Raw genomic sequence first — 26896 nt, forward strand, 5'->3', positions numbered from 1 at the left:
GCTAGAGGGATTGCAGGGCGGATGTCTGGCACCGCGCCTTGAGAGATGGCAGTACTGATCGCTTGAGGGATGGTGCGCGAGGCGCGGGCGCCCTGCCGCCGCCTCTGCGCCGTGGCCCCAGTCACGGCGACCCCGAAAACGCTGCGCGCAGCGCCGGCAGAACCCTGCCGTCCGCGCCGAGTGCCCCTCCCCTCGTGTCGCAGCCCTCAGCTTGTGGCGTTGATCCCCCGTGCTGCCCTGCCGTGACCACGATCGGCATAGGCTTCTGACAATGCTCAACGGCCAAATGCAGCTTGGTGGTGAACTCGCCGCGCGAGCAGGTCACCCTGCTTCCGAGCCTCAGACGCATGCTGATGGGCGCGGCACACCGTGAAGTCCATGCTCAGGTCCCGCCCGATCACACCCTTCACGTCTGCCAGGGCTTGGAGGAGGGTGAGGACTCCGTGTCAGGTGTTGCGGTGTCGTCCCTGCCGTCGCCGAACTCGGCGTATCGCAGAAGGATCCCGAAGCGCTAGGGGTGGCGTTCGTCGATAAGCGGGAGGGCTTTGCCGGTCCGCGGGTGGGTGTCGAGCTGGTCAGGGGTGACCCATTCGATGACCAGCCGATGGAGTCGTCCTTCGGTGACTTCTTCGTCGAACGAGGGGTGTGTCGTGTGCAGGTGCGCTTCCAGTGCGCGGTGGTACGCGGTGGGGTCGGGGGTGCTGCCGACGATGCGTAGGACGAGCTCGTCCATGGTGTCGCGATGGCGCAGGACGGTCTGGAGGGCCACTGGGCCCCCGTTGTTTGAGAGGGCGTTGATGCAGGAGCGCAGGACGTCCAGGTCGATGGTGGTGGTGCCGACGCGGGCATGTCCGATCGTGCGCCCGAGGAGACGCAGCCGTCGACAGCCTGTGTCTGTCCACTGGGCTTGGTCACCGACGGGATAGCGGATGACGGGCATGCGTCGGCGCAGGAGGCTGGTCGCCAGCACGGCGCCGGTTCTCCCGGGTTCGGTGATGGGTTCGCCGGTGTCCGGATCGACGATTTCGAGGATGGTGTGCGGTTCGGCGGGGCGGTAGTGCACCAGCTCGCCGGCGCCTGGATCGAGGTCGGGGGTCCCGAGGATGCCGGCGTCGACGCTGACGTAGGCGTACGGGGCGGGGCGTGCGCGAGGGAAGGCCCGGGCGAGCAGGTCTCGCTGGTCGTGGTGGAGAGCTTCCCCGCCGTACAGGAGCAGCCGCACTCGGGGCAGTTCCCGTCCGTGCCGCGAGAGGTGTGCCGCCAGCGATGCCAGGGCCGAGGCGGTGCCGATGGCCACCGTCGCGTGGTCGCCTTCCATGATCTGGGCCACCCGGTCGTTGGGAATGTGGCCGCCGACGGGCAGCTCGACCACGGGCAGTGGGCTGTCGCGCAGAGCGTGGGTGGCATACAGGAAACTCATGTACAAGTCGCCGGCGTAGAGAAGGTTGGCGACCCGGTCACCGGCCCGCAGGCCCGCACGTGTCATGCAGGCTGCACTGACCGTGCTGGTCGCGCGGAACTCTTCGCGGGAGTAGGTGGTGCGTTTGGGCTCTCCGGTCGTGCCGCCGGTCGCGAACACGATCCCGTCGTGGTGCGGGCCGGTGAGAACACCGCTCACCGGCCTGCGGTGTGCGGCCCAGAATGACCGGAGGTCCACGACCGGCATCTCGGCCAGGGCACCGGGGTGCGCGGGAGCGTCCTGGTACAGATCGCGGTAGTACGGTGAGCGCTCGCGCGCGAACCGCACCAACTCACGCCATTCTCCGTCCTGGGGCGCACGCTCCCCGAGATGGTCCGAAGCCGAAATGACGGCGCTCACGGGCATCTCCTTCGCCTGTCCGGACTGCGCGGGGGACAACGATCATGAATCCAGCAGCTCTTCCGGACCAACGAGCAGCGGCGCCCGGCGACACGCCGTGGGCGCCTCGGCCGGAGTTCGGCCCGGGCGGGTCACACGGGCCGAACTCCGGGCTGGCGGGAAGGTCCGCCGGGGGCCCGCGGGTGGGCGCGGCGGGACTGCTAGGCGCTGAGAGCGGCGGTCAGGGCGTCGGGCGGGGGCGTGTTGCCGGTGGCGAGGTAGGCGCCGCTCCTGCGCCGTGACCGGAAGATGACTCGCACGAAGCTGGCATCGACGCTCGGGTTCAGCCCGAGACCTGCGTCACGGATGGCCTTGTCGATCACCCGCAGCTGATCCGCCTGGTACGGCTTGACCAAAACGAGGCGGGGTTCGGGCGAAGTCACCGCCGCCATCTGGCCCAGAGGCGTCGGCATCCCTTAGTAGTCCGCCTTGATCCCGCTCACCTGCTCGAGCGTGCGGACCTTCTCCAGACCGCTGCGCAACGCCTCGACAATCTTTCCCGTTGCCACGGCGAAGTCCTCCTTGACGTCTTCAGCTTTCGACAACCGACTCGTTCCTTCCTACTCGATCAACAGGTCTGCACCGGCTACATCGGCCGTCCGACCGGCCACGGAAACCCTGACGGACCGACCGTCATCCCAACGAGTGAAACGACACCCACCACCGCCGGGACCACGGCATCGCACTGGCGTTCGCGCAGGGGCCTGGGATCCCGCCAGCGCGTGAACGTCATCCACGCGATGATCCGCACCGGGGCCCTCCACCAAACGCGAACCCCGAGCGACATGAACCTCGCCGCCTGACGGCTCCACTCGACACCTGAACATCCGGGCGCCCCGCTTCGCGTTTCAGTTGTCGAGTGCAGTGTTGACGAAGTCCACTGCCAGGTCGTGGGTGTCCTGGAACGGCAGGGGTGGGTCTTCGAACTAGTCGGCGGTGGCTTCCGGGTGGGGCCCTACGACGGCGACGCGGCCCGCGCCGTAGGAGGTGACGAGGGCGGCGGCCAGGCCGTTCGTGTACCTTGCGCGGCCGGCCACGCCACTCGACCTCGACCTCGACCTCGACCTCGACCTCGACCTCGACCTCGACCAGGGCGTTGTCCTCGGTGGTGACCGTGGCATCCGGCGAGGTGATGTACTGGTCGAGATCGCCGGAGAGCAGGCCGAACCCCTCGTACTGTCCGGCGAGGTAGCCGCCAGCGTCCGAACAAAGGCCGGGAAATCCGACTGGATGGCCGGGTCTTCGTATTCAGCGGTGGTGTGTGCATCCGGGTGGCCCCCGGCCGTCCCTGCCGCCTCTCGCACCCCGCGCTTCATACGCTCGCCCGGTGCCGGTGCCGGTGCCCGCGTCCCGGGGTAGGGATCCCGCAACTGGCTCCGGATCGTGCGCTGTTCGTGCGCTGAGCGGCGCCGTTCGTCGGGATGTGACCCCGGGCGCTCGCTCGTTCAAGTGAACACATCCCTCACTGAGTTGGACGTTCATGAGGCGTGGGCACCGTTCGAACCAGCGGTCCTCACCGTTGGGAGGCAGACTGATGACGAGCCACGCGACGCAGGTCGAACTAGCCAGCCTTCTCCGTGAAGCGCTGCAATCGGCGGACACGGAAGCACGCTGGATGACCGACACGGACGAGATGTGGTGCCGCGCCGTACCGACGTCGGCGGCCCCGCGCCTCCAGGGCTGGAAGCTTCACGTATCGGCAACTGTCGCCTCGGCGACCGCAGTTCTCGCGAAGTCCCTTGCCGTGCTGGTGCGTGAGGAGTCGGCGTTCAAGTTCGCCCGGTCGCTCGACCAGGTGAGTTCGCTCAACTCCCGTGCCACGCCCCGGGGAAGCTCCGGCAAGTTCATCACCGTCTACCCGCGCTCCGACGCCGACGCGACCCGGATCGCGCGGGAGCTGCACGCGGCCACCGCAGCGTTGACCGGGCCGCGCATCCTCTCGGATCAGGCGTACGCACCCGACAGCCTGGTGCACTACCGCTACGGCGCCTTCGCCGGACGGCAACGGCTTTCGGACATCGGGCTGCTGGTCTGGTACATCGAGGATCCCGACGGGAATCCCGTGGAGGACGAGCGCACCGGCCGTTACGCTCCGCCTTCCTGGGCCGTCTCTCCGTTCCCCGCCCCGGTGCCCGTGCCCCCGCCCGCACCCTCGCGCACGGCGAGCGGTCCGGTGTTGCTCGGTGGTCGGTTCGCGGTGCGGGAGGCGATCCGGCAGACCAACAAGGGCGGCGTGTACCGGGGGACCGAAGTCGCCACCGGCGCACCCGTGGTGATCAAGGAGACCCGGCCGCACGTGGAAGCCGACGCCACCGGCCGCGACGTCCGTGACTGGCTGCGCGCCGAGGCCCGCGCGCTGGAGAAACTCACGGGCACGGGGCTGGCCCCGGAACCCCTCGCGCTGTTCGAGCACGGCCGGCATCTGTTCCTGGCCCAGAGCGAGATTCCGGGCGTGCCGCTGCGGGTCTGGGTCGCCGAACACTTCCGTGACACCGGAGGCGAGCGCTACCGTGCCGATGCGCTGGCTCAGGTGGCCCGGTTGGTGGAACTGGTCGCGGCGGCGCACGCCCACGGGTGCGTGCTGCGGGACTTCACCCCCGGCAACGTCATGGTCCAGCCCGACGGCGAACTGCGTCTGATCGACCTCGAACTCGCCGTCACCGAGGACGGCTCCGCTCTGCCGACCCGCGTCGGCACCCCCTGCTTCAGTGCCCCCGAGCGCCTCGACGACGCGCCCGTCTCCAGGACGGCCGACTACTACAGCCTCGGCGCCACCGCCTGCTTCGTGCTGGCCGGGAAGGTTCCGAACCTGCTGTCCGAGGAGCCCGCCGACAGGGCCGACCAGGAGCGGCTCGCCGCGTGGCTGAGCGCCTGCGCCGGATACCTTCAACTGCCCGATGGGCTCGTGGAGATGGTCCTCGGGCTGATGCGGGACGATCCCGCCGAACGCTGGGATCCGTCCCGGGCGCGTGACGTGCTCCGGCGGGCCGGAGTCCCGGTCCGTTCAGGAGGCGGAGTTCACGTCCAGGTCCGTTCAGGAACCCAGACCCCGGACCGACCCGGAGCCCGGACCACCCCCCGCTCCGACTCCCCACGCGACGCGGTGACCGGCCTCGTCGACCACCTGATCGACTCGATGAACCCGGCGGACGACCGGCGGCTCTGGCCGGTGTCCACCCGGGCCGGCGAGGCCGATCCCTGCACCGTGCAGCAGGGCGCGGCCGGTGTCCTGGCCGTCCTGACCCGGTACTTCGAGCTCACCGGAGACCCCCGCCTGCCCGCGCTGCTCTCCACCGCGGGCCACTGGATCGCGGACCGCACCGACACCGCCTTCACCCGCCCCGGTCTGCACTTCGGCGGCCGGGGCACCGCCTGGGCGCTGTACGACGCCGGACGTGCCATCGACGACCGCGCGCTCGTCGGCCACGCGCTGGCGCTGGCGTCGGCTCCCCAGGAGGTCACCCTCCACCACGACATCACCCACGGCACCGCCGGCAGCGGCACCGCCGCCCTCCACCTGTGGCACCGCGGCGGCGACCCCCGCTTCGCCGAACTCGCCGTCGACGCGGCCGACCGGCTGACCCGTGCCGCACAGCGCGAGGCGACCGGCGTGAGCTGGCCCGTCCCCGCCGAAGCCCTCTCCGGCGACGGGAAGTTCGGCAGCACCTACCTCGGTTTCGCGCACGGCGCGGCCGGCATCGGCTGCTTCCTCCTCTCCGCCGCCCTCGTCTCGCGGCGCCCCGAGCACCTGGAACTGGCCGTGGAGGTCGGCGAACACCTGGTGTCCACCGCCGTCCTCGTCGGCGCCGCCGCCCAGTGGCCCTCCCAGGCCCTGGACGTCCCCACGGCCCCCTACTGGTGCCACGGCGCGGCCGGCATCGGGACCTTCCTCGTCCGCCTCTGGCAAGTCACCGGGGACGACCGGTTCGGCGAACTCGCCCGGCGCAGCGCCCAGTCCGTCACGGAACGCGCCTCCCGCGCACCGCTGAGCCAATGCCACGGACTGTCCGGCAACGGTGACTTCCTCCTCGACCTGGCCGACGCCACGGGTGACCCCGCCTACCACGCGCAGGCCGGCGAACTGGCCCGCCTCATCGTCGCGGAGGGAGCCCGCCGCAACGGCCACATGGTCTTCCCCAACGAGTACGGAGACGTCACGACCGGCTGGAGCGACGGATCCGCCGGAACCCTGGCCTTCCTCCTGCGGAGCCTGCACACCGACCCCGGACACCAGGACCCCGGACACCGCGACCCGGGACACCGCGACCTCCGTCACACAGACCTCCGGCACTGGATGGTTCAGCTGCCGGACTGAGCGGCAGAGACTTCTGCCGCCACCGCTCGCAGAAGGAGAAACCCTCATGGACATCGTCGAACTCGAACTGCTGGCCCAGCTGCACGCCCTGCCCGAGACCGACCCCGTCGACCTCGACGGGGCCTCGTTCTCCGGGACGTGCGCCTGTACCGGCCTGCTGACCCTCCTCAACACCGTCTGCGTCGGCATCAGCTGCGCCTAACAGTGGTGGCAGGACCTGGCTGGAGGCTGTCCTGGGACAGCCTCCAGCCGGACAACCGCCCACGGGCCCGACGCGGGCTCGCGCACACGCGCGGAGGCAGCGGACGGCGCGAAACTCCAGACGAGGACCGGACCATATGCAGCTTCACACCGGTGACGACGATCTCGCCCGAGCAACTCGCACGACAACGGCCGTCACCAGTGCGGCTGTTACCGGTACGGCCTCCACCAGTACGGCCGTTACCAGTGGGGAGGTCACCCGCCCCACCCCCACACAGGTCCCCGGGGCCCGAGCCGGAGCCGGGACCATGCCGGTGCCCGCGCTCGTGTACGCCATCAGGACGCGCGGTCTGACCAAGAGCTACCCCGGCCCGGACGGCACCACCACCCACGCCGTGCAAGGGCTGGACCTGGCGGTGGAGGAGGGCGAGACCTTCGCGTTCCTCGGCCCCAACGGTGCCGGAAAGTCCACCACCATCGCCATGTTGTGCGCCCTGGCCCGCCCCACCGCCGGTCACGCCACGGTGGCCGGCGCCGACGTGCGCACCCAGGCCCACCAGGTACGGCGACGGGTCGGCATGCTGTTCCAGCACAGCGCTCTGGAACCCGACCTGACGGTCGAGCAGAACCTGCACATCCACGCCCGCCTCTACGGGCTGCGGCGCGACGTCGCGCGCCGCCGGGCCGCCGAGGTGCTCGCGACGGCCGAACTGACCAACCGGCGCCGCTCTCCCGTGCGTACACTGTCCGGCGGTATGCGCCGCCGCCTGGAACTCGCCCGCCAACTGCTGCACGCCCCGGCCGTGTTGTTCCTGGACGAGCCGACCACCGGCCTCGATCCGCACGCCCGCGCGCAGATCTGGGAGCATCTGCTCGCCCTGCGCGAGCGGCACGGCAGCACCCTCTTCGTCACCACGCACTACCTCGAAGAGGCCGAGAACTGCGACCGCATCGCCATCATCGACCGCGGCCGACTGGTGGCGCAGGGCACCCCGCGCGCGCTGAAGGTCGCGATCGGGGACGACCGCGTCGTACTGCGCACCGGCGACGACACCGCCGCCCACCGGATCGTCTGCCGGAGCGCGCCGCCCGGACACCCCGTCACGGTGGACGGCGACGGCGTCTGCCTGCGGGTGCCCGACGGCAGCTCCTGGATCCCCCGCCTGTGCGCGGCGCTGGCAGGCCACGGCATCGCCGTGCACGCCGCCTCGGCCACCCCGCCCACCCTCGACGACGTCTTCTTCCACCACACCGGCCGCAGCATCCACACGGCACCGGCTGCGGAGACGGCCGAGACAGCGGAGACCGGCGGTGGCGCATGACGACGCTCCCCTTCCACCCCGACACCCCTGCCGCACCCGCACCCGCACAAGCCGCCGTCCCCGCACCCGCCCCGGAACCCGGCGGCGAACAGGTGGGCCCGCTGCGGCACGAACTCGGCGCGGTCCAGGGTCTGATCTACCGTGACCTGCTCCGCCTGACCGGCCAGCGCACCCACGTCGCGCTGCTGCTGCTCAACCCGGTGCTGTACCTCTTCTTCCTCGGCGGCGGACTGGCCGCCCTCATCCCCACCGCGTCCCTGGGCGTCGGCTACCAGACCTACCTCTTCCCCGGCATGCTGGTGATGACGGTCCAGACCCCGGCCATCATGGTCGGCATCCGCCTGATCCTGGACCGGCAGAGCGGCTACCTCCGGGAACTCCTGATGGCCCCCGTCCGCCGCGCCACCCTGCTACTGGGCAGCTGCGCCGGCGGCACTGTGGTCGCCACGGTCCAGGGCGCCGTACTGCTCGGCCTGGCCGGCACGGTCGGCCTGCCCTACGACCCGCTCCTCATGTTGCTGCTGCTCAGCACCATGATCCTGATCTCGTTCACCATCACCTCCCTCGCCCTGGCCCTGGCCGTGAGCCTGGCCAAGGCCGAGACGTTCAACACGCTGCTCGGCGTGGTGATGACGCCGCTCCTGTTCCTCTCCGGCGGCTTCTTCCCGCTCCAGAGCCTCCCCTCCTGGGCCCACACCCTGGCCGCCGTCAATCCGATGGCCTACGGAGTGGACCTGCTCCGCCGCTGCATCGCCCTGCGGGTACCGGACAGGGCGGCGATCGGCGGCATCGACTGGGCCGGCCGGCAACCCCCCTTCCTGCTCGAAGCCGCGCTCCTCCTCCTCTGCGGCGTGGCGGCGCTGCTGTGGGCCGGCCACCGCTTCAACCGTCCGGAGTAGCACCCGCTGGAGGCACCATTGGAAGAAGATCCAATCGACGAACCCGTTGGAGCGGATCAACCGCGAAATCAAACGCCGCACCGACGTCGTCCAGGTCTTCCCCAACGACGACGCGCTCCTGCGACTGGCCACCGCCGTGCTCTTCGAACTCCACGACGAGTGGATCGCCTTCCCCCGCCGCTACCTGCCCGAGGGCAGCGCCAGACCGTCCTGGACAACCACACCGCCTGGGCGCAGGAACAGCGGGAGGCGAGGGAAGAGCTGCGGGCCGACGTGTGGCTGCCCGCAGACGTCAGCCGCCACCTGCGCGCCATCGCGGCCCGCACCCGCCTCACCCCCGAACAAGTACTCACCGAACTCGCCCGCCACGCCCAACTCCACGACGACGGCACCCTGACCACCACCAGGCGGAGAAGTCGGCCTGTGCGGCGGACTCGCCGGCAGCGGCGGAGTCCTGCGCAGCGCGATCGGAGGCGGCTCGCGCGGTGGTGGCGGATGCCTTGGCCTGCTTGGCACTGGTCTCGGCGTGGTCGACAGCGGTATCAGCGGCGGCCGCGTAGCCTTCGGCGTCCTTGGCGCTTCGTTCCGCGTCCAACTTGGACTGGGCGGCGTCGAAGGCTGCGTTTCCTGCCACCGCGGCGGCCTGCGCTGCGACGGCGCTGTTCTTGCGGGCGGTGGCCGCGATCCCTTGGCCTTCGGCGATCAGTCGCTGCATCTGTGCAAGGTGGGTGTCGTCGAGGCGGTCCTTCTGGGCGGCCATGTACTGGCCGGCCTCGACGAACTGGTGCACCTCGTCGACTGGGCCTGCCAGCGCAATCTTGGCCGCAGACCGGACCTCGGGGCCTCCGTCGTTGTAAAGCTGCGTGGCGGTCACCCGCTCGTCGGCCTGCTGGCTGGCGTAGCGCCCCTTGTTGAGGAAGTTGACCAGAGCGTTGGTGCTGCCATCCGCGAGCGCCTTCTTGGCGTCGTCCTTGACGCCGGGACCGCCGTCGTTGGCGAGCTTGGTCACGGCAACGCGGTAGTCGGCTTCGGCGGCCTGGTGCTGGCCGGTGGTGCAGAAATCGAGGATCTCGGTGTCAGTGCCGTCGAGCGTAGCGTCCGCAGCGGTACGCACGGCCTCGTGCGGGCTGTCTGATGCGAGGTCGGCGACCTGCTGGCGCGTCTCGTCTGCGACGGCCTTGTCCCATCCGGTGCGCAGGTATTCGGCCACGTGTGCTCGCAAGGCAACGGCGCGGCCCTTGACAGCGAGGGAGGCCTCGTCGGTGTCGGACTTGTTGGCCTTGGCAGTCAGCGCCTTGGTTTCATCGACGATGGCCTGGCCTTCGATCACCGATCGTGAAACGTCGACGGTGAAGGTGTCACCTGCGGCCTTCTGCGTCATGGCCACCTCAACACCCGCGTTTGTGCGGGTGTTGAGGTCTTCCGCCTCGGCCTCCCGGGCAATGTTGTAGGTTTTTTGTGCGGTTTCGACCGCCTTGGTGGCGGCGTTGGCGGCAGTTTTAGCTGCGGTTGCCTGCTTGCCGGCCTCGACTGCCTGATCAGCTGCCTCACCGGCGTGTTTTGCCGCCGATTCGGCGGCGTCTGCGGCCTTATTCGCGTGGTCAGCAGCTGAGTTGGCCGCGTCCCGGGCCTCGTTGGCAGCTGTGGCCGACTTGCGTGCCAGTGCCTCGGCGGCATTGGCGGCGCGATTGGCCTCGGCGGCGTGACGGCGGGTCTCCGCGGCTGCAGCCCGGGCTTCAGTCGCGGAGCCTCCTGCTGCTGCCGCATAGTCGGCCGCCTGGTCCGCGGCAGCGGCCGCCTTGTTGGCGTTTCCGGTGACACTACGAGATGCGGCTGCCGCGTCAGCGGCGGCGAGCGAGGCCTTGCCGGCCTGCTCGGCTGCCTTGGCCGACCTCTTGGCCAGCTCGCCTGTGGTGGGTGGGGGGTGAAGGAGAAGTAGTCCTGCCGCATGCGGCGGGCTTTGATCTTGTCGCCGCCTGTCAGGAGGCGGACGCGGGCCTCGTCGAATCGGCCGTTCGGTTTGAGTTCGCTGCACACGATGAGACGGGCCGTGGAGTTCGGTCGGGTGTCGTGGCCACGACGGCTGGACAGGCCTACTGTCCGGAGCGGCTCGCCCCGGCCCCCGGTGGGCGGGGCCGGAAACGGGCGTCGGTGAGCCAAGGAGGCTGTTGTGGGTCCTGATGTGCCCGACCTTGCGGAGTAACTGGGCGGTGCGTTCCCGGGCGGCGTTGGCGGCTTTCGTCGCGGCGGCGATGGCGTTTTCACCAGCGTCTCGGGCGCAGCCGCCGCCGTCGGAGCGGTGACCGCCACGTCGGCCACCGCATCCGCACCCACCCACCCGACCGCGTCGGCTACGGCCCGGGACCGACCAGCTGCCGCGGCGGCGGTCGTCGTAGGGCTCGCGGGGGCTTGGTACGGGCTGGACGCGGTCCCCTGTCGCTGGACGGGCCACTGCATGTTCCGCTGCCCGGCTTCGGGGCCCGGGTACTGCAGCCGGCGGAGCTACTGAGCTGATTCCAACCTGTCGGCGCTGTCCGTCAGTTGGTTGGCTCTGCAACGCGATGAAGCTCCTGGTAGGAGGTGTCACGACCAAGATCCACCGTGTCCCGCCAGGAGCTTCGCGTGCTTGTCTACCCGTCGTCGATTGGTCTGTCCAGCCGCACCTTGCGGTACCTGAGTGCTCGGCTGCATGCCCGGCGAGGGGAGATCGGGATGCGCTGGCGGCGTCTGCCCGCAGGACGACAGGCCCTGCTCGCTCTGGCTCACCTGCGGTGCGGTGATACCTATGCCCAGCTGGCTGCCGGGTTCCGCATCGGCATCGCGACGGTATATCGCTACATACGCGAGGTCATCGACGTCCTGGCCGCCCTCGCCCCGACCCTGACCGAGGCGATGAAGACCATCCGGACCAAGGCGTTCGTGATCCTGGACGGCACCCTCCTGCCGATCGACCGGATCGCCGCCGACACCCCGTACTACTCCGGGAAACACAAGCGTCACGGCATGAACGTTCAGGTCCTCACCGATCCGTTCGGCCGGCTGTTGTGGGCGTCCCCCGCCCTGCCCGGGTCCGTCCACGACCTGACCGCCGCACGGACGCACGGGATCATCGACGCGCTCGCCGCGACCGAGCTGAAGTGCTGGGCGGACAAGGCGTACCAGGGAGCCGGCCACCCCATCCGCGTCCCGTTCCGAGGTCGTCGCCTCAAGCGGTGGCAGCGTCGGCACAACAGCACGCACGCCAAGATCCGCTGCCTCGGCGAGCAGGCCATGGCAACTCTGAAGGGCTGGCGCCTTCTGCGGAAACTCCGCTGTAGCACCACCCGCATCACCGCGATCGTCCAGGCCGTTCTTGTCCTTCACCACGCTTCGGCGTGAGGTTGGAAAAGGCTCACTCTCCCAGGCCAGTTCGCACTCCGATATCAGCGTGACGCTGGGCCTGCGCTGCCTTGCCGTACGGCGACGATGGGCAAGACAGTGGCGTTCGCCGGGACGTCGAGCTGTCGGGGTGTCGGTCCGGCTGGGGTGGGGTGTCGGCGAGTCTTTCGAGGAGGTGGTCGAGCGCGCTCTGGCCGTCGGTGACGGCTGCTTGCTCATCCTCGGCGAGTGGGATCGACACGGACATCTTGACCAAGTTGCTTTTGGCTTCCAGCAGTTGGGCTCTCGTGGAGCCCTTGGGGGTGTAGAGGTCGCAGCGTGCGCAGGCCATGCTTTTCCGGACTACGGGTGCCAGTGATCGTGTGAGGTAGTCGCCTCTGGCGTATGGGGTTTTGATCAGCAATTCTGTGCCCATGTTGCTGCCGCTTGCCCATGACAAGACCGAGTTGATCGAGGTCGTCCGCATCACCGACCCGATGCGTCATCTCAGTGCGGAGGACTTGGTCGGCGACGATGTCGCGATCTGGGAGTCGACTCAAGCCAATCAGGTCCTGACGCTGATCAAGGACCTGCCGGACAGCGAGCTGCATCGCTGTTTCATCCCGGGCTGGGGCATCCGAGCTCACAGCGCCACGGACCTGCTTTTCCAGGTTGCCTTCTGCTTCAGGTGCCATGGTGCCCGCCTGTGGGGACCCAGCGTCCCCGCTGCTCAGATGGGAATCCACAGTTTCGATCCGGACAGCCCTCCTGCCTGTGAGCTGCTTGAACGGTTCCACGGCTCCCAGTCTGGATAGTTCAAAGGGCTGTTCCGGAGCAGGTGAATGGCGGTTCCAGTGCTGGGTTCGTCAGCGCTCCCCGGGGATGATCGGCATGCCGAGGTCGACTGAGGCGCGGGGCCGGTTTCGGGCCAGTCGGTCGAGCGTGGCGAGCTTGTTGCGTGCAGCCTCGGCGCTGACTTGGAGCCCTTGGACCTCGCCGAGCCAGCCGTTGGCGCGTGCTTCGTCGATGCGGTCGGTGAGGTTGCGGATGATCTCTTCGAGGCGCCGTCGCTGTGCCGGGTCGACCCGGAGCATCGGACATCGGATACAGGCTTAACCGAACTGATCTTGGTCGGTCTGCTGGGCCGCAATGCTCACCGAAAGTTGCTGAAAAGAATCTTGCTGCGGCCGTGTATCCGGGCGTGTCGCCGCTGGCGAGAGGCGGCGGAAGGTGACGGCTCGATGCGGGCCGTCAGCGGAACGGTTGGAAGAAGTCGCGGATGTCGTCGGCGAACAGGTCGGGTTCTTCCATTGCGGCGAAGTGGCCGCCGCGGTCGAACTCCGACCAGTGGACGATGTTGTGGTCCCGTTCTGCGAGTTGTCGGACGGGGCGGGCCAGGTCGGCCGCGAACACCGCCACGCCGGTCGGCGTTTCCAACGGCTCAGCGCGTGGTGGACGGGAGGGGTGGAGGGCTTCCCAGTAGTGACGGGCGGATGATCCTGCCGTGGCGGTGAGCCAGTAGAGCATGACGTTGGTCAGGAGCCGATCACGAGTGACGGCGTCCTCGGGAACGTCGATGCAGTCGGTCCACTCCTTGAACTTCTCAGCGATCCAGGCGAGTTGCCCGACCGGTGAGTCGGTGAGTGCGTAGGCCAGGGTCTGTGGCCGGGTGCCCTGGATCTTCGCGTAGCCCGACATCTCGGGCTCCGACCTGGTCAGCAGGTCAAGCCGTGCTTGGTCGTCGGCGGTGAGTTCGGCTGCTTCGGCCGGGTCGCAGGGAGAGGGCGTCAGCAGGGTGTTGAGGTGGATAGCCACGACATGCTCGGTGTCGATGGCGGCCAGTTCCCGGGTGATCGCGTGTCCCCAGTCGCCGCCTTGTGCGCCGTAGCGGTGGTAGCCCAAGCGCTGCATCAGCTCGGCCCATGCCTTGGCGACGCGGTGCACGTCCCAGCCGCCGTCCTGGGTCGGTCCGGACAGCCCGTATCCGGGGATGGTGGGAATGACCAGGTGGAAGGCGTCGGCCGGGTCGCCGCCGTGGAGGCCCGGGTCGGTCAGGGGGCCGATGACATCGAGGAACTCCACGATGGATCCGGGCCAGCCGTGGGTGATCAGTAACGGCAGCGCGTCATTCTGCGCCGAGCGGATGTGCAGGAAATGGATGTTGGTGTTGTCGATCTCGGTTGTGAACTGGGGTAACCGATTCAGATGTGCTTCGTGCTCACGCCAGTTGTAGGAGGTGCGCCAGTATTCGGTCAGCTCTTTGAGGTAGGCCAGCGGAACTCCTTGGGACCAGCCGGTATCGGGCAGTTCGTCCGGCCACCTGGTGGCGGTCAGACGGGCGGCCAAGTCGTCAAGGTCCCTCTGTGGGATGTCGAGGGTGAAGGAGTGGATGGCGGCATCGGCGTGCTCAATCATGGGGTGTCCTCGTCTTCGGGTTGACCGGCGAGTGTGCGCGCAGCTGCGGTGTCGGTTTCGTCCCAGCCCCAGTGGCCGTCACTCTGCGGCTCGGCTTGTTCGTCGATCCAGCGGCTGTGGGCCTCCCACGCGGCCTGCTTGCTGGTTCCCAGGGCTGCACCAATCTGCGACCACGAAGCGCCGGCCCTGCGGGCAGAGCGCACCGACAACTGGCGCCCGTAGCCCGCCTTCCGTGCGATGACTTCACCCAGTGCGAGAAGCTCCAATGCCTCGCCGCGTGCCAGCGGCTCCGTGCCGGGGTCGGGCGGACCATCCTCATCGACTGGTGACGCCAACGCGTCGCGGGCCCGTAGCGCGTCATAGCGCGCGGCTGCGGTCAGCAGCGTGAACTGGCGTTCAAGCTCGTCGGGTGTAGGCATGGCACCGAGTATTTCGTCAAGCCGCCTTGACGTCAAGACGGCTTGACGGGGTCTGGTCTTGGCGTCAGCTGCCTGGTGTTCGTCGGCCGACGGATGGGTGGAAGTCGGGCATGCCGAGGCTGGTGGTGGTGTGCTTGGCGGTCATCTCACGCATCGAGGAGAGCTTGTCTTCAGCGGCGGCCACGCTCGCCTCGATGGCGGCGACCTCGCCGAGCCATCCCTGGTCCTTTGCTTCCTTCAGGCGGTCGAGGAGGTTGTCGTGGATTTCTTCGAGGCGAGGCATCTGGTCTGGATCGGGCCGAAGTTGGGGACATCTGACGCACGCGTGTTCATGGACACAGGGGCTGCCGTAGTCGCGGGTGCAGATCCCGAGGGCGACCTTCCGGAGCTCGAAGTGGCCGAGGAATTCCTGCCATTCATCTGGGGTGAGGCTGCGGTACTCCTCGCCGGGGCGCTCGGCTCTGCGACGTGCGATGAAGGCTCGGTGGTGGGCGATGACATCGTCGGAATAGATCGCCGCATAACCCATCGTGGTGTCGAGAACTTGGTGGCCGCAGATCACGGCGGCGATGTGCGGAGGCAGCCCGGTGCGGATCGCATCGGTGATGAACAGCCTGCGGAAATCGTGCGGCGTGAACATCAGCGGCTGGTTGCTGACGTCAGTGAGCGTGGCCGTAGCGAGTGCCCGGATCAGGGAGGTGCGGACGAAGCTGCGGGTGAGGGCATGGTGCTCGGTTCCGTGGCGGCGCTGGAACAGGAACGGCAGAGGCGGGCTCCAGACCTGTTCGAAGACGTCGTAGGCGGACACGAGAGGCAGCGCCGCGTGCCCGGCGCGAACCCGGAAGATGATGGCGGTGAGGACTTCCCCGAGTTCCGGGGAGACCAGTAGCAGTCGTTCACGGTCGGTCTTCGACGGGGCGATCTGGAGCATGGGCACGACTTCGTCTGTGGTCGGCAAGGTGTAGGCGGCGAAGCTGTGGTGGGTGAGTTCGAGCAGTTCTTCGATACGGATGCCGGTGTGGCGGAGCACTTCGACGATGGCCCAGGCCCAGAAGGCGACGTCCTCCTCGTGGGTGAGGTCGCGGCGCTTGTCAGTGGCCAGGTCGCGGACGAAGACCCGGCCGGACTCGCCCGTGCGGCAGCGCGAGAACTCCGATCCGGTCGCGGTGAACAGCGCGTCGGCGGGAGCGCTCTTGGCCAGGCTCAAGCGCTCTTCGGCGGCTTTGCGGTTGCGCTCGACCGCTCGCACCAGGGCGGGCAAGGCCGGCAGTTGGGCCCTGGTGCGCTGGTCCATCGCGGCTTTGCGGCGTAGTCGGACCTTCTTCTGGGAGCATTCGTTCGCTTTGATCGGGCAGGGAGCGACCCATGGTCCCCACCGTGCCGGGTCGTCCGCCGCCCAGCGAGCGATGTCCTGGTAGAAGGCGCGGACGAAGACAAGTTCGTGACGGTAGCCCGCGCGAGGCCGCGTCCCTCCGCCAGGGGTCTGAACGTGCTGGAGCCGTTCCTTCCATGCCTTCGCAACCTCCGTCGGCAGCCGCAGCGATTCGATGCCCGGGTGGTGGATCTCCAGGTCGCGCCAGAACCGCTTGCAGAGGGTCCCGGCGATGGAGCGTACGGAATTGTGGTCCAGATCCGCCGAACGTTCGGTGAAGTAGTCGACCAGCAGGTCGCGTACCGGTGTGCAGACGATGCCGTAGCCGTCGATGATCTGCTCGATGCTTCGCTTGCCGGGCAGTACTGCGGCGCGGAGTCTGGGTGGCGCGTTGGCGGGGAGTACGCCGCTCTCGGCCAGGAGGGCGTAGAACAGTGGCCTGCCCGCGCTGCCGCGGTAGTGGTGCTGTTCCAGTGCGGCCACAAGCTCAAGGCAGTCGCCCACGGTGATTTCCTCGACGCGGCCGCCCTTGTGGAGCGCGATCCAGGTGATCCTGTTCAGAGCATCGGTCCGGATGAGGCCAGCGGGGCGAAGGGCCTCAAGGCGGGCGAAGCCGCCCGGGTCGATCGCAGCCCTCGCCTCGGCCAGCATCTTCGCTTGCCGTTGGGCTAGCAGCCAGCGGTAGGAGGGGCGGATGACCTGGCCGCAGACCATCAGCAGCACCCCGGTACTCAAGTCCCCACGGTGGTAGCCGGCCGCATGCGGCTCAAGTGCCCGGTCGGTCCAGTCCCGGCCGGCGTCGTCGGCGCCGCTGGCCAGCCATCGGTCCTGCCAGGTGGCCCCCGGCTGCTGTTCGAGCCAGTCCAGGAGGCGGTTCAGCCCGCGCCGTCGGACGGTGTCCCGTGGGCGGCCGTGGGCCGGGGCGGTGAACAGCTCCAGGAGTCGCGCGGTGACCTCCGCGCGATTGAGCGTGGTCTGCGACCACCCCTGTGCCGCAGGCCGAGCAGGCCATGCCTCCGGACGGTTCTGATTTGGTGGTTGAGCGCGCTCTTCCGCTGACTTTGCGTCCGCGCGCTCCGTGGCGATGCTCACCTGTTGCCTCCACCAGGGGCTGACGGGCCGAGGAGCGCTTCAAGCACTTCAGGCCGATAGCCGGGGGCGGGCGGCGCCGGCGGCTTCTCCCGTTCCGCGCGCTGACGCGCGTGATGGGCAAGGATCTGGGCGACGACCTCGTCCTGCGCGGGCGAGAGGTAAAGCTCAGTTGTGGTGATGTGGGCATGGCCGAGGACCCACTGGACGTCCGTGAGGGTCAGGTGCGGATCGCGGATCATCCTCTTGGCCGCGGAGTGCCGCAGGTCGTGCAGGGTCCAGTTCGAACCGAGCACGGCATTGGCCCGGTTGAAGACCATCCGGGCCGCGTCGTACTCTAGCTGGCGAAACGGACGTCGAAGCGTCCACCACAGCGGTTCGTCCGGCCCGTCAGGTACCAGCTCGCGCATCTGGTGCTGATAGAGCTTCAGCCAGACGAACGCGTCTGCCGAGGCCGGCAGGTGCTGAAGTGCCCGGCTGCCTTTGCGGACCACGCCGATGAGCTGGTCTTCCGGAACGGCCAGGCTCCGGGTCGAACCGAGCAGCTCGGAGGCCCGGGCGCCGGTCGAGATATAGAACGCGACCAGTGCACGGTCCCGGTGCGACGCGAGACCGGCGAACAGTTCGTTGAACGCCTGGTCAGGGATGCTGCGTGGAATCCGGCGGGGCTCGCGCGGCTGGTATTCCGCCCGCCTGGACGGTCGGCGGAACGGTTGCATCGGGTTGTGGTGGGCGTTGACGTGCTCGTCTTCGGCAGTCCTGGCCTTGGGGAATGGGTTGACCAGCGGGCGACCGTGCATTTCGCGGTGGTACTCGTAGAACGACCGGACGACCGCCCGCGCGTGTCGTCTGGTCCGGTCGGCGTAGTTCTCGCCGGGCGTCTGCTTGCCCGTGACCGGGTTGGCCGACCCCGGCTTCGGTGCATCGGGCCGGCGTTGCCTCGGCGGTTTCTTCACGGTCTTCAGCCACAGAGCGAAGTCCCTGGCCTCCGCTCGCCCCGCACGGTCCCACGCAACGTCGATTGCAGCCAAGAACCGAAACCAGGAGAGCAGTTCATAGGCGTACGAGCGCAGAGAAGCGGGGCTGTCGTCATCGGCGAGCATGTGATGGAGAAACTCGGTGACCGCGTCGACCTCGACGCCATCGCTTCCGATCAGCCGGTACGGAAGCAGCGGGTCGCCGGTCTCTTCGACCCTGCCCGTCCTCAGTACCACCAGCGCCGCTATGTCTCGCACCGCTGCTCCCGCGGAGTCGGCGTCCGGGCGGCGGACGTTCTCCGGCTTCTTGTGCCGGGACTTCGCCATCAGCACCAGCAGGCTCGCACCGGCCTCGCCAAGATGGGTCAGGGAGGAATGGCGGCACTCGTGCAGGTCCCCACCGGTGCCCGGCCCCCGTACAGCGGTGTACTCGTCGACCAGGGCGCGGGCCTGCCCGTACGACAACCGGGCGAAGCCGGTGTCCGGGCAAACGTCGTGCGGGCCGACAACGTTGCCCGGCCCCGGGCGGCGGTGGGTGACGAACACAGGCCCACGCGTACGGCCCTTCAGCAGGCGTGGCAGGAGCCGGGCGGTGCCGGCGTCCCAGTAGACGGTCTCCAGCACGAAGTCCTCGCGGACCTGGCCCCGGCGGCGGGCCTTGGTGCGGGCACCCTTGACCTTGACCGGACAGCGACACCCGGCGAAGTCCAGGTCCTCGATGTTGACTCCCAGGACCTCCTCCGCCCGCCCGGAGGTCTCGTAGAGCATCCGCCACAGCGTCTTCTCCCGCAGGTGCACCTTCCGGCGGGCGGTGAGCCGGTCGATCGCCATCTTCGAGCGGGCCGGGGTGTCGGAGTCCGGTACCGCCAGCCGCTTCGCCCAGGCCGGGACCATCGGCCCCTCGTAGCCGCGCGCACAGCACCATCCGAGCCAGGACAGCACCGCCGCCCGGCGGGGAGTTCAGGTGTTGACCGCCGCGGTTCCCAGAGTAGTTCGAGGGCTTCGCCGATCTCGTCGTCCGCGACCGTCGCAAGGGGACGGTGCTCGCCGAGCCGTTCGGCCGTCTTGCCCACCCCGAAGTTCCCAAAGGCCGTCGCGAAGATCACCGAGGACCGGGACGAACTGCTCGCGTTCTACGACTTACCTGCCGAGCACTGGATTTATCTGCGGACCACCGACCCCATCGAGTCGACCTTCTCCACGGTCAAGCTCCGCACCAAGGTCACGCGGGGCGTGGGCAGCCCGGCGGCCGCGCTCGCGATGGTGTTCAAGCTGGTCGAGTCCGCTCAGGCACGATGGCGTGCGATCACCCGGAGCCGACCTGGTATCCCTGGTCCGCACGGGCGCACGATTCGAGAACGGCGTCCTGGTCGAGCGCGAGGAGTTGGCCGCATGAACGTCCACGAGTTCCTGCAGAACCCGGACGAGCACGTCCGCTTCGCGGCCTACCTCGACAAGCTGGGGCACGTTGCCGACCCGGACGAGGCCGACCTGGTCGGCAGCGTGCTCACTGATCCGGACCAGACGATGGCCCGGTCCGCCGTGCTGCGGCATCTGGACCGTCGAGCCGCCGGCCTCTATCCCGGTCCCGTCTACGAGGGGTGGGCGCAGGCATTGACCCAGGCCACGATCGATCACCCCTTCCTGGCTCAGCGCCTGCGGGAGTGGTCGCTCTTCCGCGCCGTCACGCTCAAGCTGCCCTGGCAGCCGGACGACCTGCTCGCGGCATCCAACTGGCTCCAGCTCAAGACCGCCGCCGGGACGAGCACCAAGGCCATCGAGATCCTCGCCGAAGCCGGCCGCACCAAACGGATCCGCAACACTGCCAGGACCGGCCTCAGCCACCGCAGCGAGAGCTGAAATCAACTCACCCACAACTCTTGACTATTACTCTCCTCTTTCGGCGTTGTACGAGTCGGCGTGGGTGACTGCGACGGTGAAGTGCTCCAGGGCTCGGGCCGGATCGTGCAGGTTCAGAGCGGCGGACGCGGTGCGTTGATCCAGTACATCGGCGGGAGGTCTTCCCCGGCCGGGATGCCGTTGCCGTAGGCGGCAAGAGCGTCGTCGATTGGTAGTAGAGCGTGATGTCCTCCGGCGCATGCAACCGCTCCTCCGTACCACCCGCTTCCATCAGCAGCAGATAGCCGGGGGCGAAGGCGGAGTCCGTGATGATGAAAGGCCCATCGCCGTTCTGTGACCACACCTCGTCCCCGATCCGAACCTCGTTGCCGTCCTTCGTACGAATTCTTAATGCCATGAACTACGGATAGCACTGCAACGTCCCGTGGATCGACGAATCGGATATTCCGTCGCATTGCATCTGGCAAAGGGCTGGCTGACCTGTGGCCGGCCGTGCCGTTGAGAACGCCAAGGGCCAGTGTTCGCCAACGACATGGCTCGGCCGAAAGCCTCGCGCGAGGGTCAGACCCGCCAGGATCGGATGCGGTCGGCTGTGTCGTATGCATCGGCGCGGCTGGCGTCGATGTCGCGCGCGAGGTCGGTCAGCGCGCCGTACGGTGCATCGATGCCTTCGCCTGCGGCATTCATGTACGCCACGGCCAGGCCCGCACCGAACAGGGCATTGCGTGCGGGCAGCGGGCGGAGCCTGATGACCGTATGCATCAGGGTGGCGGCACGCCAGGAGTTGTCGACCACGGCGCCGACCCTGGGGGTGTTGACGCGGTGCCGGCCTACAACAGCGACCAGGCTGGAGAAGTCGTGAATGTGAGGGTGCTTCGGCAGAACCTCCGCCTGGCGCTCCAGGAGCCACCGGACATCAACGTAGAGCTCCACGTCAGGCGGCCCGGCCCGGTGCGTCGAGCCGCGAGGACGCGTCCTCGGGGAATGCTGCGTCGAACGCGTCGGCGTTGTCGTTGACGAAGGTGCGGAAGACTTCAGCGGCGCCTTCGAGGCGAGGGTCGCGGACAGCGTCGTGTGCGGCGCGGGCGATCAGCGCGGTCACCGTGGTCCCCTCGGCTTCAGCACGCTCCTTGAGCATCGCGTGCAACTGGTCATCGACCCGGATCGTCACTGGCTTCGACATACCCCGACCGTACAGCAAGGCGTACAGCACGGATCGGATTCAGCGAAATCGCCGCGACCCTCCTGCGGCCCTGCCGGTCGCGGAACTCGCCCAGGCTGCCCGTCGTACTTACGTCTCGGCCGCGTACAAGTGCTCCGCCCTCAGGGCGGGAAGAGCCCCGGGAGTAGCCAGCATCGGAGCGATACGCGGCAACGCCACCATGCCCGACATCCTCGCCACCGACGGGTACGCCCGCAGGCATTACGCGCTCTTCGATTTCCCGGCCGCGGTCTTTTTGGTAGTCCGCTTCTTCGTGGCTGTCTTCTTCCCCGGTGTTTTCTTCGCGGCGTGTTTGATGTCGTGGACTTCGGCGTCCTCGCCGCGGTTCTCCCTGGCCGCGGAAACGGACGCGTTCAGTGCGCTCATGAGGTCCACGAGCTGGCCGCCCGACGTGTCGGCCTCCGTTTCCGGAACGGCCGGGGCGCGGTCCTGGGACTTGGCCTCGATCAGTTCCTCCATCGCCTCCCGGTAGCGGTCGTGGAACCCGGAGAGGTCGTCCGCGGCCATCGTCTCCATCAGCTGCACAGCGGCGTCGATCTCGCTGTCCGACAGCTCGACTTCCTTGGGGAGGATCGATTCCGGGGAGCGGATCTCGTCCGGCCACCGCATGGCGTGCAGCAGGATCGTCTCGTCCTTCACGCGCAGGAGTCCCAGACGCTCACGGTCCCGCATGGAGAACTTCGCGATGGCCACCCTGCTGGAGCGCTCCAGCGCTTTCCGGAGCAGGACGTACGGCTTGTGCGCGACCTTCCCGGACGGCTCCAGGTAGTAGCCGCGGCCGATCCGGATCGGATCGATCGAGGAGGCGGGCACGAACCCGATGACTTCGATGGCCTGCGCGGTCGGCAGAGGCATGTGGTCCAGTTCGTCATCGGTGACCTCGACCAGGTCCCCCGCCGCGGTCTCGTACGCACGGCCGATCTCCGCCGAGCTCAGTACTTGTCCATCGATCGCGCAGACTTTCCGGTTACGGACACGGCCCTGATCCGCCTCGTGATACTGGTGCAGCGCGATCGAACGGTTCTCCGTCGCCGGCCACACACGGCACGGCACCGTCACCAGGCCGAAACTGATCGCACCGGTCCACACAGGATGGGGCATCACTTAACCTCCGCCGCACCTCGCCGGACCTCCAGCCTACGAACGATCAGCGTCCCCGGCATCCGGTGCCCTGCAGCGTCCCCTGCCGGCCGTACACCCGACCACCGCCAGACGCTGGAAGACAAGACCCGCTCCCAGGGCCGACGGCGTTCGCCGCGCCCCGGCAGCGGGACGTCGATGCGAGGTCGTGGTTCTCGGAGGGCGGCAGCTGCGAGCCGCCGCCCTCCGACCATCCCCGAGCTTCAGACGGGACCGGCTCCTACTGTCCGTCGGCCGGAATCCCCTGCCGCGACTCGGGCTCCGGTCAGATGTACACGGCGCGGACCACCGTGACGACCAGGACGTTCTGGCTGACGTAGTAGCGGATCACGACGCCTGCGACGGCGGCCTCGCGGCGGTCGTCGTCCTTGCCGACCGGCGCGGAGCCCTGCCCGTAGGGATCGGTGGTGATCCGTCGCATTCCGGTGTCGAAGCGGGTGCGCAGCGAGGTGTCCATTGCGGCGCGGGCCTGGTCGGCGGGCGGTGCGTACTGGAGACGGTAGCGGCTCACGCCTCCTCCGAATCGGTGCCGTCGGTCGTTCCGGTGGCTCCGATGTCCTCGCCGCGGGCGAGGCGTTCGAAGAGGGCTTCGTCCTCTTCGTCGGCGCCGGTGCCGGCTAGGGCCCAGCGCACGAGGGCGGCGGGGAGTTCCGCTGCGGGGACGTGCTCGATCTCGCGGTCGAACTCGGTGGCCCGGTCGGTGTCCATGGTGGCGCGGATGGCCGCGATGGTGCCGGGCAGTTCCACGAGCTCGCCGTCGATGACGGTCTTGAGGGTGGCGTCCACGGTGGGCCTCCTTCCTGCCCCGTACGGTACGCGCGGCCGCTCCGCAGCTGCCGGGTTCAGCGCGTGCGAGTTTCCGCCGGGGTTCCGCCACCGACTCCTTCGCCGTCCAGGCGGCGCGTCAAGTAGACGCGTTCGTCGGGATGGCGGGCGATGCGGGCGAGTTTCCAGGCGGTGTCGGCGTCCACGCCCGGCTCGGACGCGGCCGCCAGGCGGCGGGCCTGCCACGTCGTACGCGGGGTAAGTACCCACCGCCACAGCCAAAGCCGCACCCCGCTCGTACGGGTCCTGGCCGTCGTGCCGGTACCGGGCCTCTCCGCGCCGTCCGTGGCAGGGCGTTCGGGGGTGCTCTCTCTGATGTCGGCCACTGCGCGAGTCTCACGGCGGCCCCGCACCGCACGGGCACGATCGGACGGTAGCCACCACAACGAGTGAGCCGGTGCCGTACCTGTCAGCGAAACCCGCACAGGCGCACCGCCAGCCAAGTACTCGTCGGTGGCCGGTGCCAGGCGAGCGGGCCTGTCGTTCACAAGAGCCCGGGGCCCGTTGTAGCGGTCATACGTTCCAGGATGTGGCGGGTCCATCGAGCCAGGCACGCGTCCCGTCCGGCCCTACAGTGAGCCCGAATCTGTCGAAATCCGGGCTCACCTTGCTCGTGCCACCAGGAGTACGCGGCCACGCAATGTCCTCTTCCGTGATCGAGGTGGAAGAAGCTTCTCCGCTGGAGACGCCCGCAGCTGGTACGTAGCCACCGTGCCTGCCGGCTCGTCGAGGTGTTCACGCCTGGGTCCGACGAGTCCCGGAGCGCCGAGCGGCGCCCCTCCCTGGGGAGAGACACCCATGCCGGTCATTCTGTCGGCTGGCACTGACAATCCCCGGTGGGCGACGTCCTCGGCTCCGGGACACCGACCTCACCCCCCGCAGCTCCCGACCCTGGCCTGCGGGGCATTGTCAGTGCCCCGTGCCATCGTGGGACTGCCCGGCGGCGCCCATCACCGAAGCCGATGCCACCGCCGGGCGCCAAGTCGCTACTCCCGTACCCTGGTCACGGTGGCCGTCGCATGCCTGGTGGTACCGGCAAGCACTTCAACGACGAGACCCCGACCGCATGTTGTGTACCGCTCCCTGTCCGGAGCGCGCGCCACCCGGCCTGGACCGGAGTCGAGCAGCGCGGGCGCCGCCCGGACCTGGACGCCGATGGTGAGCTGACGAGACAGTGCCACCCTGCCGTCGGGGAGTCGCACGGCGAGATGCTCCGGCCGGGCCGGCGTCCCCGTGTAACCGACGACCGGACAGTCAACGGTGTCCGAATGCACTGGCGAAGAGAAGGTATTCGATCCATGCACTACTCGCGACGATCTGCAGCAGATGGTTCCCACAGCCCGCTGGCTGTGTGGGTAACTGTGGGAGTCACCTTCTGACCGAGTTCGCGATGTCAGTTTGTTTTGACGTCACGTGAGGGCTTGTGGTGAGAGCGTGAGGTGTGCTTCTGCCGCTGCGAGCCGCAGGGTTGAGGAGCAGCGGACGCGTTCGCCACCGGTCCGTATCGACCGCGAGTGCTCCGGCTGACACTGGCCGCTCCAACACCGGGCGAACTCAGCGCCGTGCAGCACCAGCTCAGCGCCGGTACCTGCCGGAAGATCATGCTGAGGTCTACCGGACGTCACCTGAGCCCAGCACAATCGCCCGTATGACGATCACCACGAGCGCCGCGCCGCCGCCCACGCACAACAGGCCCGTCGCGCTCGCCCGGGGGTTCCTCACGGGTGGCGTGACGGGGGCGTCCCTGGCGGCCGTCGTCGTCGGGATCGCCATTTCGAACGAGCCGCTGATCGTCGGTGGCGCGTGCCTGCTCGCGGTCTACGTCCTGATCCGCTACCTCGCCGGCATGCCGAGGCGCGCCCGGGAAGCGGCGATCCCGCCGTACCTGGCCCTCGCGATGATCGAGAGCTTGGCGGCCGTCGGGGGTGAGACGAGCGACATACCGGTGAAGTTCGACCTCACCGTCGCACCGGATGACGCACCGGCGTACCGCGTCGAGTTCACTCAGGACATCAACCTCGCCGACCTGCCCGACTACCGGCCGCGCGGCATCCTGGTAGTCCAGTACCCGCCGGACCGGCCGCTGAAGGTGAGGATCGTCAAACGACCGACACCGGACTGGGAGGAACGGGCCGCCTCGGCCCGCCTCGACTCGGCACCCGGACCGGCCCGGGCGAGCGACCCTTTGGAAGGCTGCGGTGCCACCCTGGTCGGGTTCCTCGGTTTGCTGCTCGGCGCGGCCCTGGTCGTCCTGTTGTTCCGCGCGGACCTGTTCGACCAGGACGACTCCGACACCGCGCGGCCGTCGGTCTCCTCCTCCAGCACCTCCTCGTCGTCCACGACCACCGTGTCGTCGGCGTCCGGCACTGTGGCCCTCGGCCCCGGTCAGTCCTTCCTGGACGAGGGCAGGTTGGGCCGTTCCGTCGCCGCGCTCGCCAAAGGCGAGGACAAGCAGCGGGCGCTCACCGTCGTCGTACAGGAACGCCTGCTGACGGTCGTCTTCGCCCCCACTGGCACCCAGGCGGCCTCCCGACTCGACCTGGATTCCCTGCCGTACGACCGTGTTCCGGCCCTGGTGAAGGAGGCCACGACCACGCTCGGCGTCGGCTCCCCGCGCACCTGGCAGCTCACCGCCGACCGCCTCACCGGCAGGGTGGCCCTCAGCGTATCCGTGACCGGCTCCGAAGGCACCGCCTATCTGGAGGCGGACGGGCAGGGCAAGGTCGTACGGCGCGTCTCGGCAGGGGGCTGATCCATGGACTGGCATGCGTATCTGGTGCTGTGGTGCGGGGTGTTCGGCGCGTGGGCGCTGGTCGGATACGGGAGGTCGCTGGCCGGGATGACCCGGGCGCAGCGGACGGTCCGGGCGACGGGACGGATCGAGCGGGTGGACGAGCCCCGACACGGAAGCTCCCCGAGCGACGGGATAGCCGTGGTCGTCTCCTTCCAGGACCCGTCCACCGGGCAGGAGTTCACCGTCACCAACGAGGGTGAGCGCGGCGAGAGGATCAGCGTGGCTTGGACGGGCCGGGAGATCGGGGTCCGCTATCCGCGCGGCAGACCTCACGCCTTCCGGTTCGCCACCCACCTCTCCGAAGTCGGGCGCGGCCTCGGCTGGGCGAACTTCGCGCTCTTCCTCGTCTACGCCGGTCTGGTCGCCGTCGCCGCGATCGACTGGGGCTGGCCGTGGGCGCTGCTCGGCTTCTGCGGGCCCTGGGCCCTCTCCGGCCTGTACCACCTGCCCGGGAACATCCGCGACAGGAACCGCCGTCTCGGCGCACTGGCCGCCATGGCCGCCGTATCCGGCTGTGTCGTCGCCGTCCTCAAGAGCGTCACCGTCGACTCCAACGACGGCCACACCCTGACCAACCTGATGCCGGTCGTCACCTTCACCACCCTCGACGGCAGGGAGGTCACGGCCTACTGCGAGTCCGGAATCCCGGACCCCGCCGGATCACGGGGCCTGGACCTCACGATCCACTACGCCCCCGACGACCCGGCCCTCTTCGTCCTGGACGTCGAGGCCGAACGCCGCTCCTGGAAACGAGACATGGTCGTCAACGTGGTGGGTGTGCTGGTCGTGGCGGCGGCGGCCGTGGTGGGGGTGGTCGCGCTGTGACCCGGG

24 protein-coding genes and 3 pseudogenes are annotated in these 26896 nt (G+C 68.8%); 11 read left to right on the top strand and 16 right to left on the bottom strand.

Features of this window, described 5'->3' with window-relative positions; genetic code table 11:
- Window positions 1-511: 511 nt before the first annotated feature.
- The 3 genes from OG709_RS00465 to OG709_RS00475 all read right to left on the bottom strand — a co-directional run bounded on the left by OG709_RS00465 (window position 512) and on the right by OG709_RS00475 (window position 2403).
- Window positions 512-1819, bottom strand: coding sequence for a phenylacetate--CoA ligase family protein (locus OG709_RS00465; RefSeq protein WP_329164240.1), 1308 nt, complete (start codon window positions 1817-1819; stop codon window positions 512-514).
- 200 nt (window positions 1820-2019) lie between these two features.
- Complete coding sequence (locus tag OG709_RS00470; RefSeq protein WP_329164242.1) at window positions 2020-2271, bottom strand: ribosome-recycling factor; 252 nt, start codon at window positions 2269-2271, stop codon at window positions 2020-2022.
- Between the two features lie 3 nt (window positions 2272-2274).
- Entirely contained in the window at window positions 2275-2403 is a 129-nt protein-coding gene (locus tag OG709_RS00475; RefSeq protein WP_266644826.1) for a hypothetical protein, read from the bottom strand.
- Between the two features lie 989 nt (window positions 2404-3392).
- Between OG709_RS00475 and lanL the strand changes: the two genes are divergently transcribed.
- From lanL to OG709_RS00500, 5 genes and pseudogenes are all read left to right on the top strand, one after another.
- A complete protein-coding gene (lanL, locus tag OG709_RS00480; protein WP_326695526.1) occupies window positions 3393-6173 on the top strand; it encodes a class IV lanthionine synthetase LanL in 2781 nt (926 codons plus the stop codon).
- A gap of 46 nt (window positions 6174-6219) precedes the next feature.
- Window positions 6220-6375 (top strand): VenA family class IV lanthipeptide, encoded by a 156-nt coding sequence (locus OG709_RS00485; RefSeq protein ID WP_250306610.1) that lies wholly within the window; start codon window positions 6220-6222, stop codon window positions 6373-6375.
- 136 nt (window positions 6376-6511) lie between these two features.
- Window positions 6512-7696 carry an ATP-binding cassette domain-containing protein gene (locus OG709_RS00490; RefSeq protein WP_443068525.1) on the top strand — a complete coding sequence of 395 codons (1185 nt, stop codon included), beginning with the start codon at window positions 6512-6514 and terminating at the stop codon, window positions 7694-7696.
- Window positions 7693-8595: an ABC transporter permease gene (locus tag OG709_RS00495; protein ID WP_250306611.1), complete on the top strand. Its 903-nt coding sequence runs from the start codon at window positions 7693-7695 to the stop codon at window positions 8593-8595. The genes OG709_RS00490 and OG709_RS00495 overlap by 4 nt, the downstream gene beginning before the upstream one ends.
- A 10-nt stretch (window positions 8596-8605) precedes the next feature.
- Window positions 8606-8794: pseudogene (locus OG709_RS00500) on the top strand (transposase); the annotation flags it as partial.
- Window positions 8795-8944: 150 nt separating this feature from the next.
- Here OG709_RS00500 and OG709_RS00505 read toward each other — a convergent pair.
- The gene (locus tag OG709_RS00505; protein ID WP_329164247.1) at window positions 8945-9976 is read right to left on the bottom strand and encodes an ALF repeat-containing protein; all 1032 of its coding nucleotides are present in this window, start codon (window positions 9974-9976) and stop codon (window positions 8945-8947) included.
- A gap of 1241 nt (window positions 9977-11217) precedes the next feature.
- Between OG709_RS00505 and OG709_RS00515 the strand changes: the two genes are divergently transcribed.
- Together OG709_RS00515 and OG709_RS00520 are read left to right on the top strand one after the other, a co-directional pair.
- Window positions 11218-11973 carry a transposase family protein gene (locus OG709_RS00515; RefSeq protein ID WP_329164249.1) on the top strand — a complete coding sequence of 252 codons (756 nt, stop codon included), beginning with the start codon at window positions 11218-11220 and terminating at the stop codon, window positions 11971-11973.
- 413 nt (window positions 11974-12386) lie between these two features.
- Window positions 12387-12767, top strand: coding sequence for a hypothetical protein (locus OG709_RS00520; RefSeq protein WP_250302072.1), 381 nt, complete (start codon window positions 12387-12389; stop codon window positions 12765-12767).
- Window positions 12768-12818: 51 nt separating this feature from the next.
- On the opposite strand, the gene OG709_RS00525 is transcribed toward OG709_RS00520, so the two are convergent.
- The 6 genes and pseudogenes from OG709_RS00525 to OG709_RS00550 all read right to left on the bottom strand — a co-directional run.
- Window positions 12819-13046, bottom strand: coding sequence for a hypothetical protein (locus OG709_RS00525; protein WP_266646500.1), 228 nt, complete (start codon window positions 13044-13046; stop codon window positions 12819-12821).
- A gap of 157 nt (window positions 13047-13203) precedes the next feature.
- Window positions 13204-14367 (bottom strand): epoxide hydrolase family protein, encoded by a 1164-nt coding sequence (locus tag OG709_RS00530; protein WP_329164253.1) that lies wholly within the window; start codon window positions 14365-14367, stop codon window positions 13204-13206.
- The gene (locus OG709_RS00535) at window positions 14364-14786 is read right to left on the bottom strand and encodes a hypothetical protein (protein ID WP_329164254.1); all 423 of its coding nucleotides are present in this window, start codon (window positions 14784-14786) and stop codon (window positions 14364-14366) included. The genes OG709_RS00530 and OG709_RS00535 overlap by 4 nt, the downstream gene beginning before the upstream one ends.
- A 64-nt stretch (window positions 14787-14850) precedes the next feature.
- Complete coding sequence (locus tag OG709_RS00540; protein ID WP_329164255.1) at window positions 14851-17250, bottom strand: site-specific integrase; 2400 nt, start codon at window positions 17248-17250, stop codon at window positions 14851-14853.
- Window positions 17247-18350 (bottom strand): tyrosine-type recombinase/integrase, encoded by a 1104-nt coding sequence (locus OG709_RS00545; protein WP_329169022.1) that lies wholly within the window; start codon window positions 18348-18350, stop codon window positions 17247-17249. Before OG709_RS00545 ends, OG709_RS00540 begins: the two co-directional genes overlap by 4 nt.
- 159 nt (window positions 18351-18509) lie before the next feature.
- Window positions 18510-19300: pseudogene (locus OG709_RS00550) on the bottom strand (site-specific integrase); the annotation flags it as partial.
- Window position 19301: 1 nt separating this feature from the next.
- On the opposite strand from OG709_RS00550, the pseudogene OG709_RS00555 reads away from it, so the two are divergent.
- Window positions 19302-19620: pseudogene (locus OG709_RS00555) on the top strand (transposase); the annotation flags it as partial.
- Window positions 19617-20084 carry a hypothetical protein gene (locus OG709_RS00560; protein WP_250306645.1) on the top strand — a complete coding sequence of 156 codons (468 nt, stop codon included), beginning with the start codon at window positions 19617-19619 and terminating at the stop codon, window positions 20082-20084. The pseudogene OG709_RS00555 and the gene OG709_RS00560, both read left to right, overlap by 4 nt.
- A gap of 561 nt (window positions 20085-20645) precedes the next feature.
- On the opposite strand, the gene OG709_RS00565 is transcribed toward OG709_RS00560, so the two are convergent.
- From OG709_RS00565 to OG709_RS00590, 6 genes are all read right to left on the bottom strand, one after another.
- Window positions 20646-21017 (bottom strand): toxin Doc, encoded by a 372-nt coding sequence (locus OG709_RS00565; protein WP_250306646.1) that lies wholly within the window; start codon window positions 21015-21017, stop codon window positions 20646-20648.
- Window position 21018: 1 nt separating this feature from the next.
- The gene (locus OG709_RS00570) at window positions 21019-21267 is read right to left on the bottom strand and encodes a hypothetical protein (RefSeq protein ID WP_250306647.1); all 249 of its coding nucleotides are present in this window, start codon (window positions 21265-21267) and stop codon (window positions 21019-21021) included.
- 240 nt (window positions 21268-21507) lie between these two features.
- Window positions 21508-22407: a non-homologous end joining protein Ku gene (ku, locus tag OG709_RS00575; protein WP_329164259.1), complete on the bottom strand. Its 900-nt coding sequence runs from the start codon at window positions 22405-22407 to the stop codon at window positions 21508-21510.
- Window positions 22408-22711: 304 nt separating this feature from the next.
- The gene (locus OG709_RS00580) at window positions 22712-22957 is read right to left on the bottom strand and encodes a hypothetical protein (protein WP_250306649.1); all 246 of its coding nucleotides are present in this window, start codon (window positions 22955-22957) and stop codon (window positions 22712-22714) included.
- Window positions 22954-23232, bottom strand: coding sequence for a hypothetical protein (locus OG709_RS00585; RefSeq protein WP_250306650.1), 279 nt, complete (start codon window positions 23230-23232; stop codon window positions 22954-22956). The genes OG709_RS00580 and OG709_RS00585 overlap by 4 nt, the downstream gene beginning before the upstream one ends.
- Before the next feature lie 56 nt (window positions 23233-23288).
- On the bottom strand, window positions 23289-23597 hold the full coding sequence (locus tag OG709_RS00590; RefSeq protein WP_250306651.1) for a hypothetical protein: 309 nt from the start codon (window positions 23595-23597) through the stop codon (window positions 23289-23291).
- A gap of 1322 nt (window positions 23598-24919) precedes the next feature.
- On the opposite strand from OG709_RS00590, the gene OG709_RS00595 reads away from it, so the two are divergent.
- Window positions 24920-26023 carry a hypothetical protein gene (locus tag OG709_RS00595; RefSeq protein WP_250306652.1) on the top strand — a complete coding sequence of 368 codons (1104 nt, stop codon included), beginning with the start codon at window positions 24920-24922 and terminating at the stop codon, window positions 26021-26023.
- 3 nt (window positions 26024-26026) lie between these two features.
- Window positions 26027-26890 carry a DUF3592 domain-containing protein gene (locus OG709_RS00600; RefSeq protein WP_250306653.1) on the top strand — a complete coding sequence of 288 codons (864 nt, stop codon included), beginning with the start codon at window positions 26027-26029 and terminating at the stop codon, window positions 26888-26890.
- The last annotated feature ends 6 nt before the right edge of the window (window positions 26891-26896 follow it).

The organism is Streptomyces sp. NBC_01267 (genome assembly GCF_036241575.1).
Classification (GTDB): domain Bacteria; phylum Actinomycetota; class Actinomycetes; order Streptomycetales; family Streptomycetaceae; genus Streptomyces.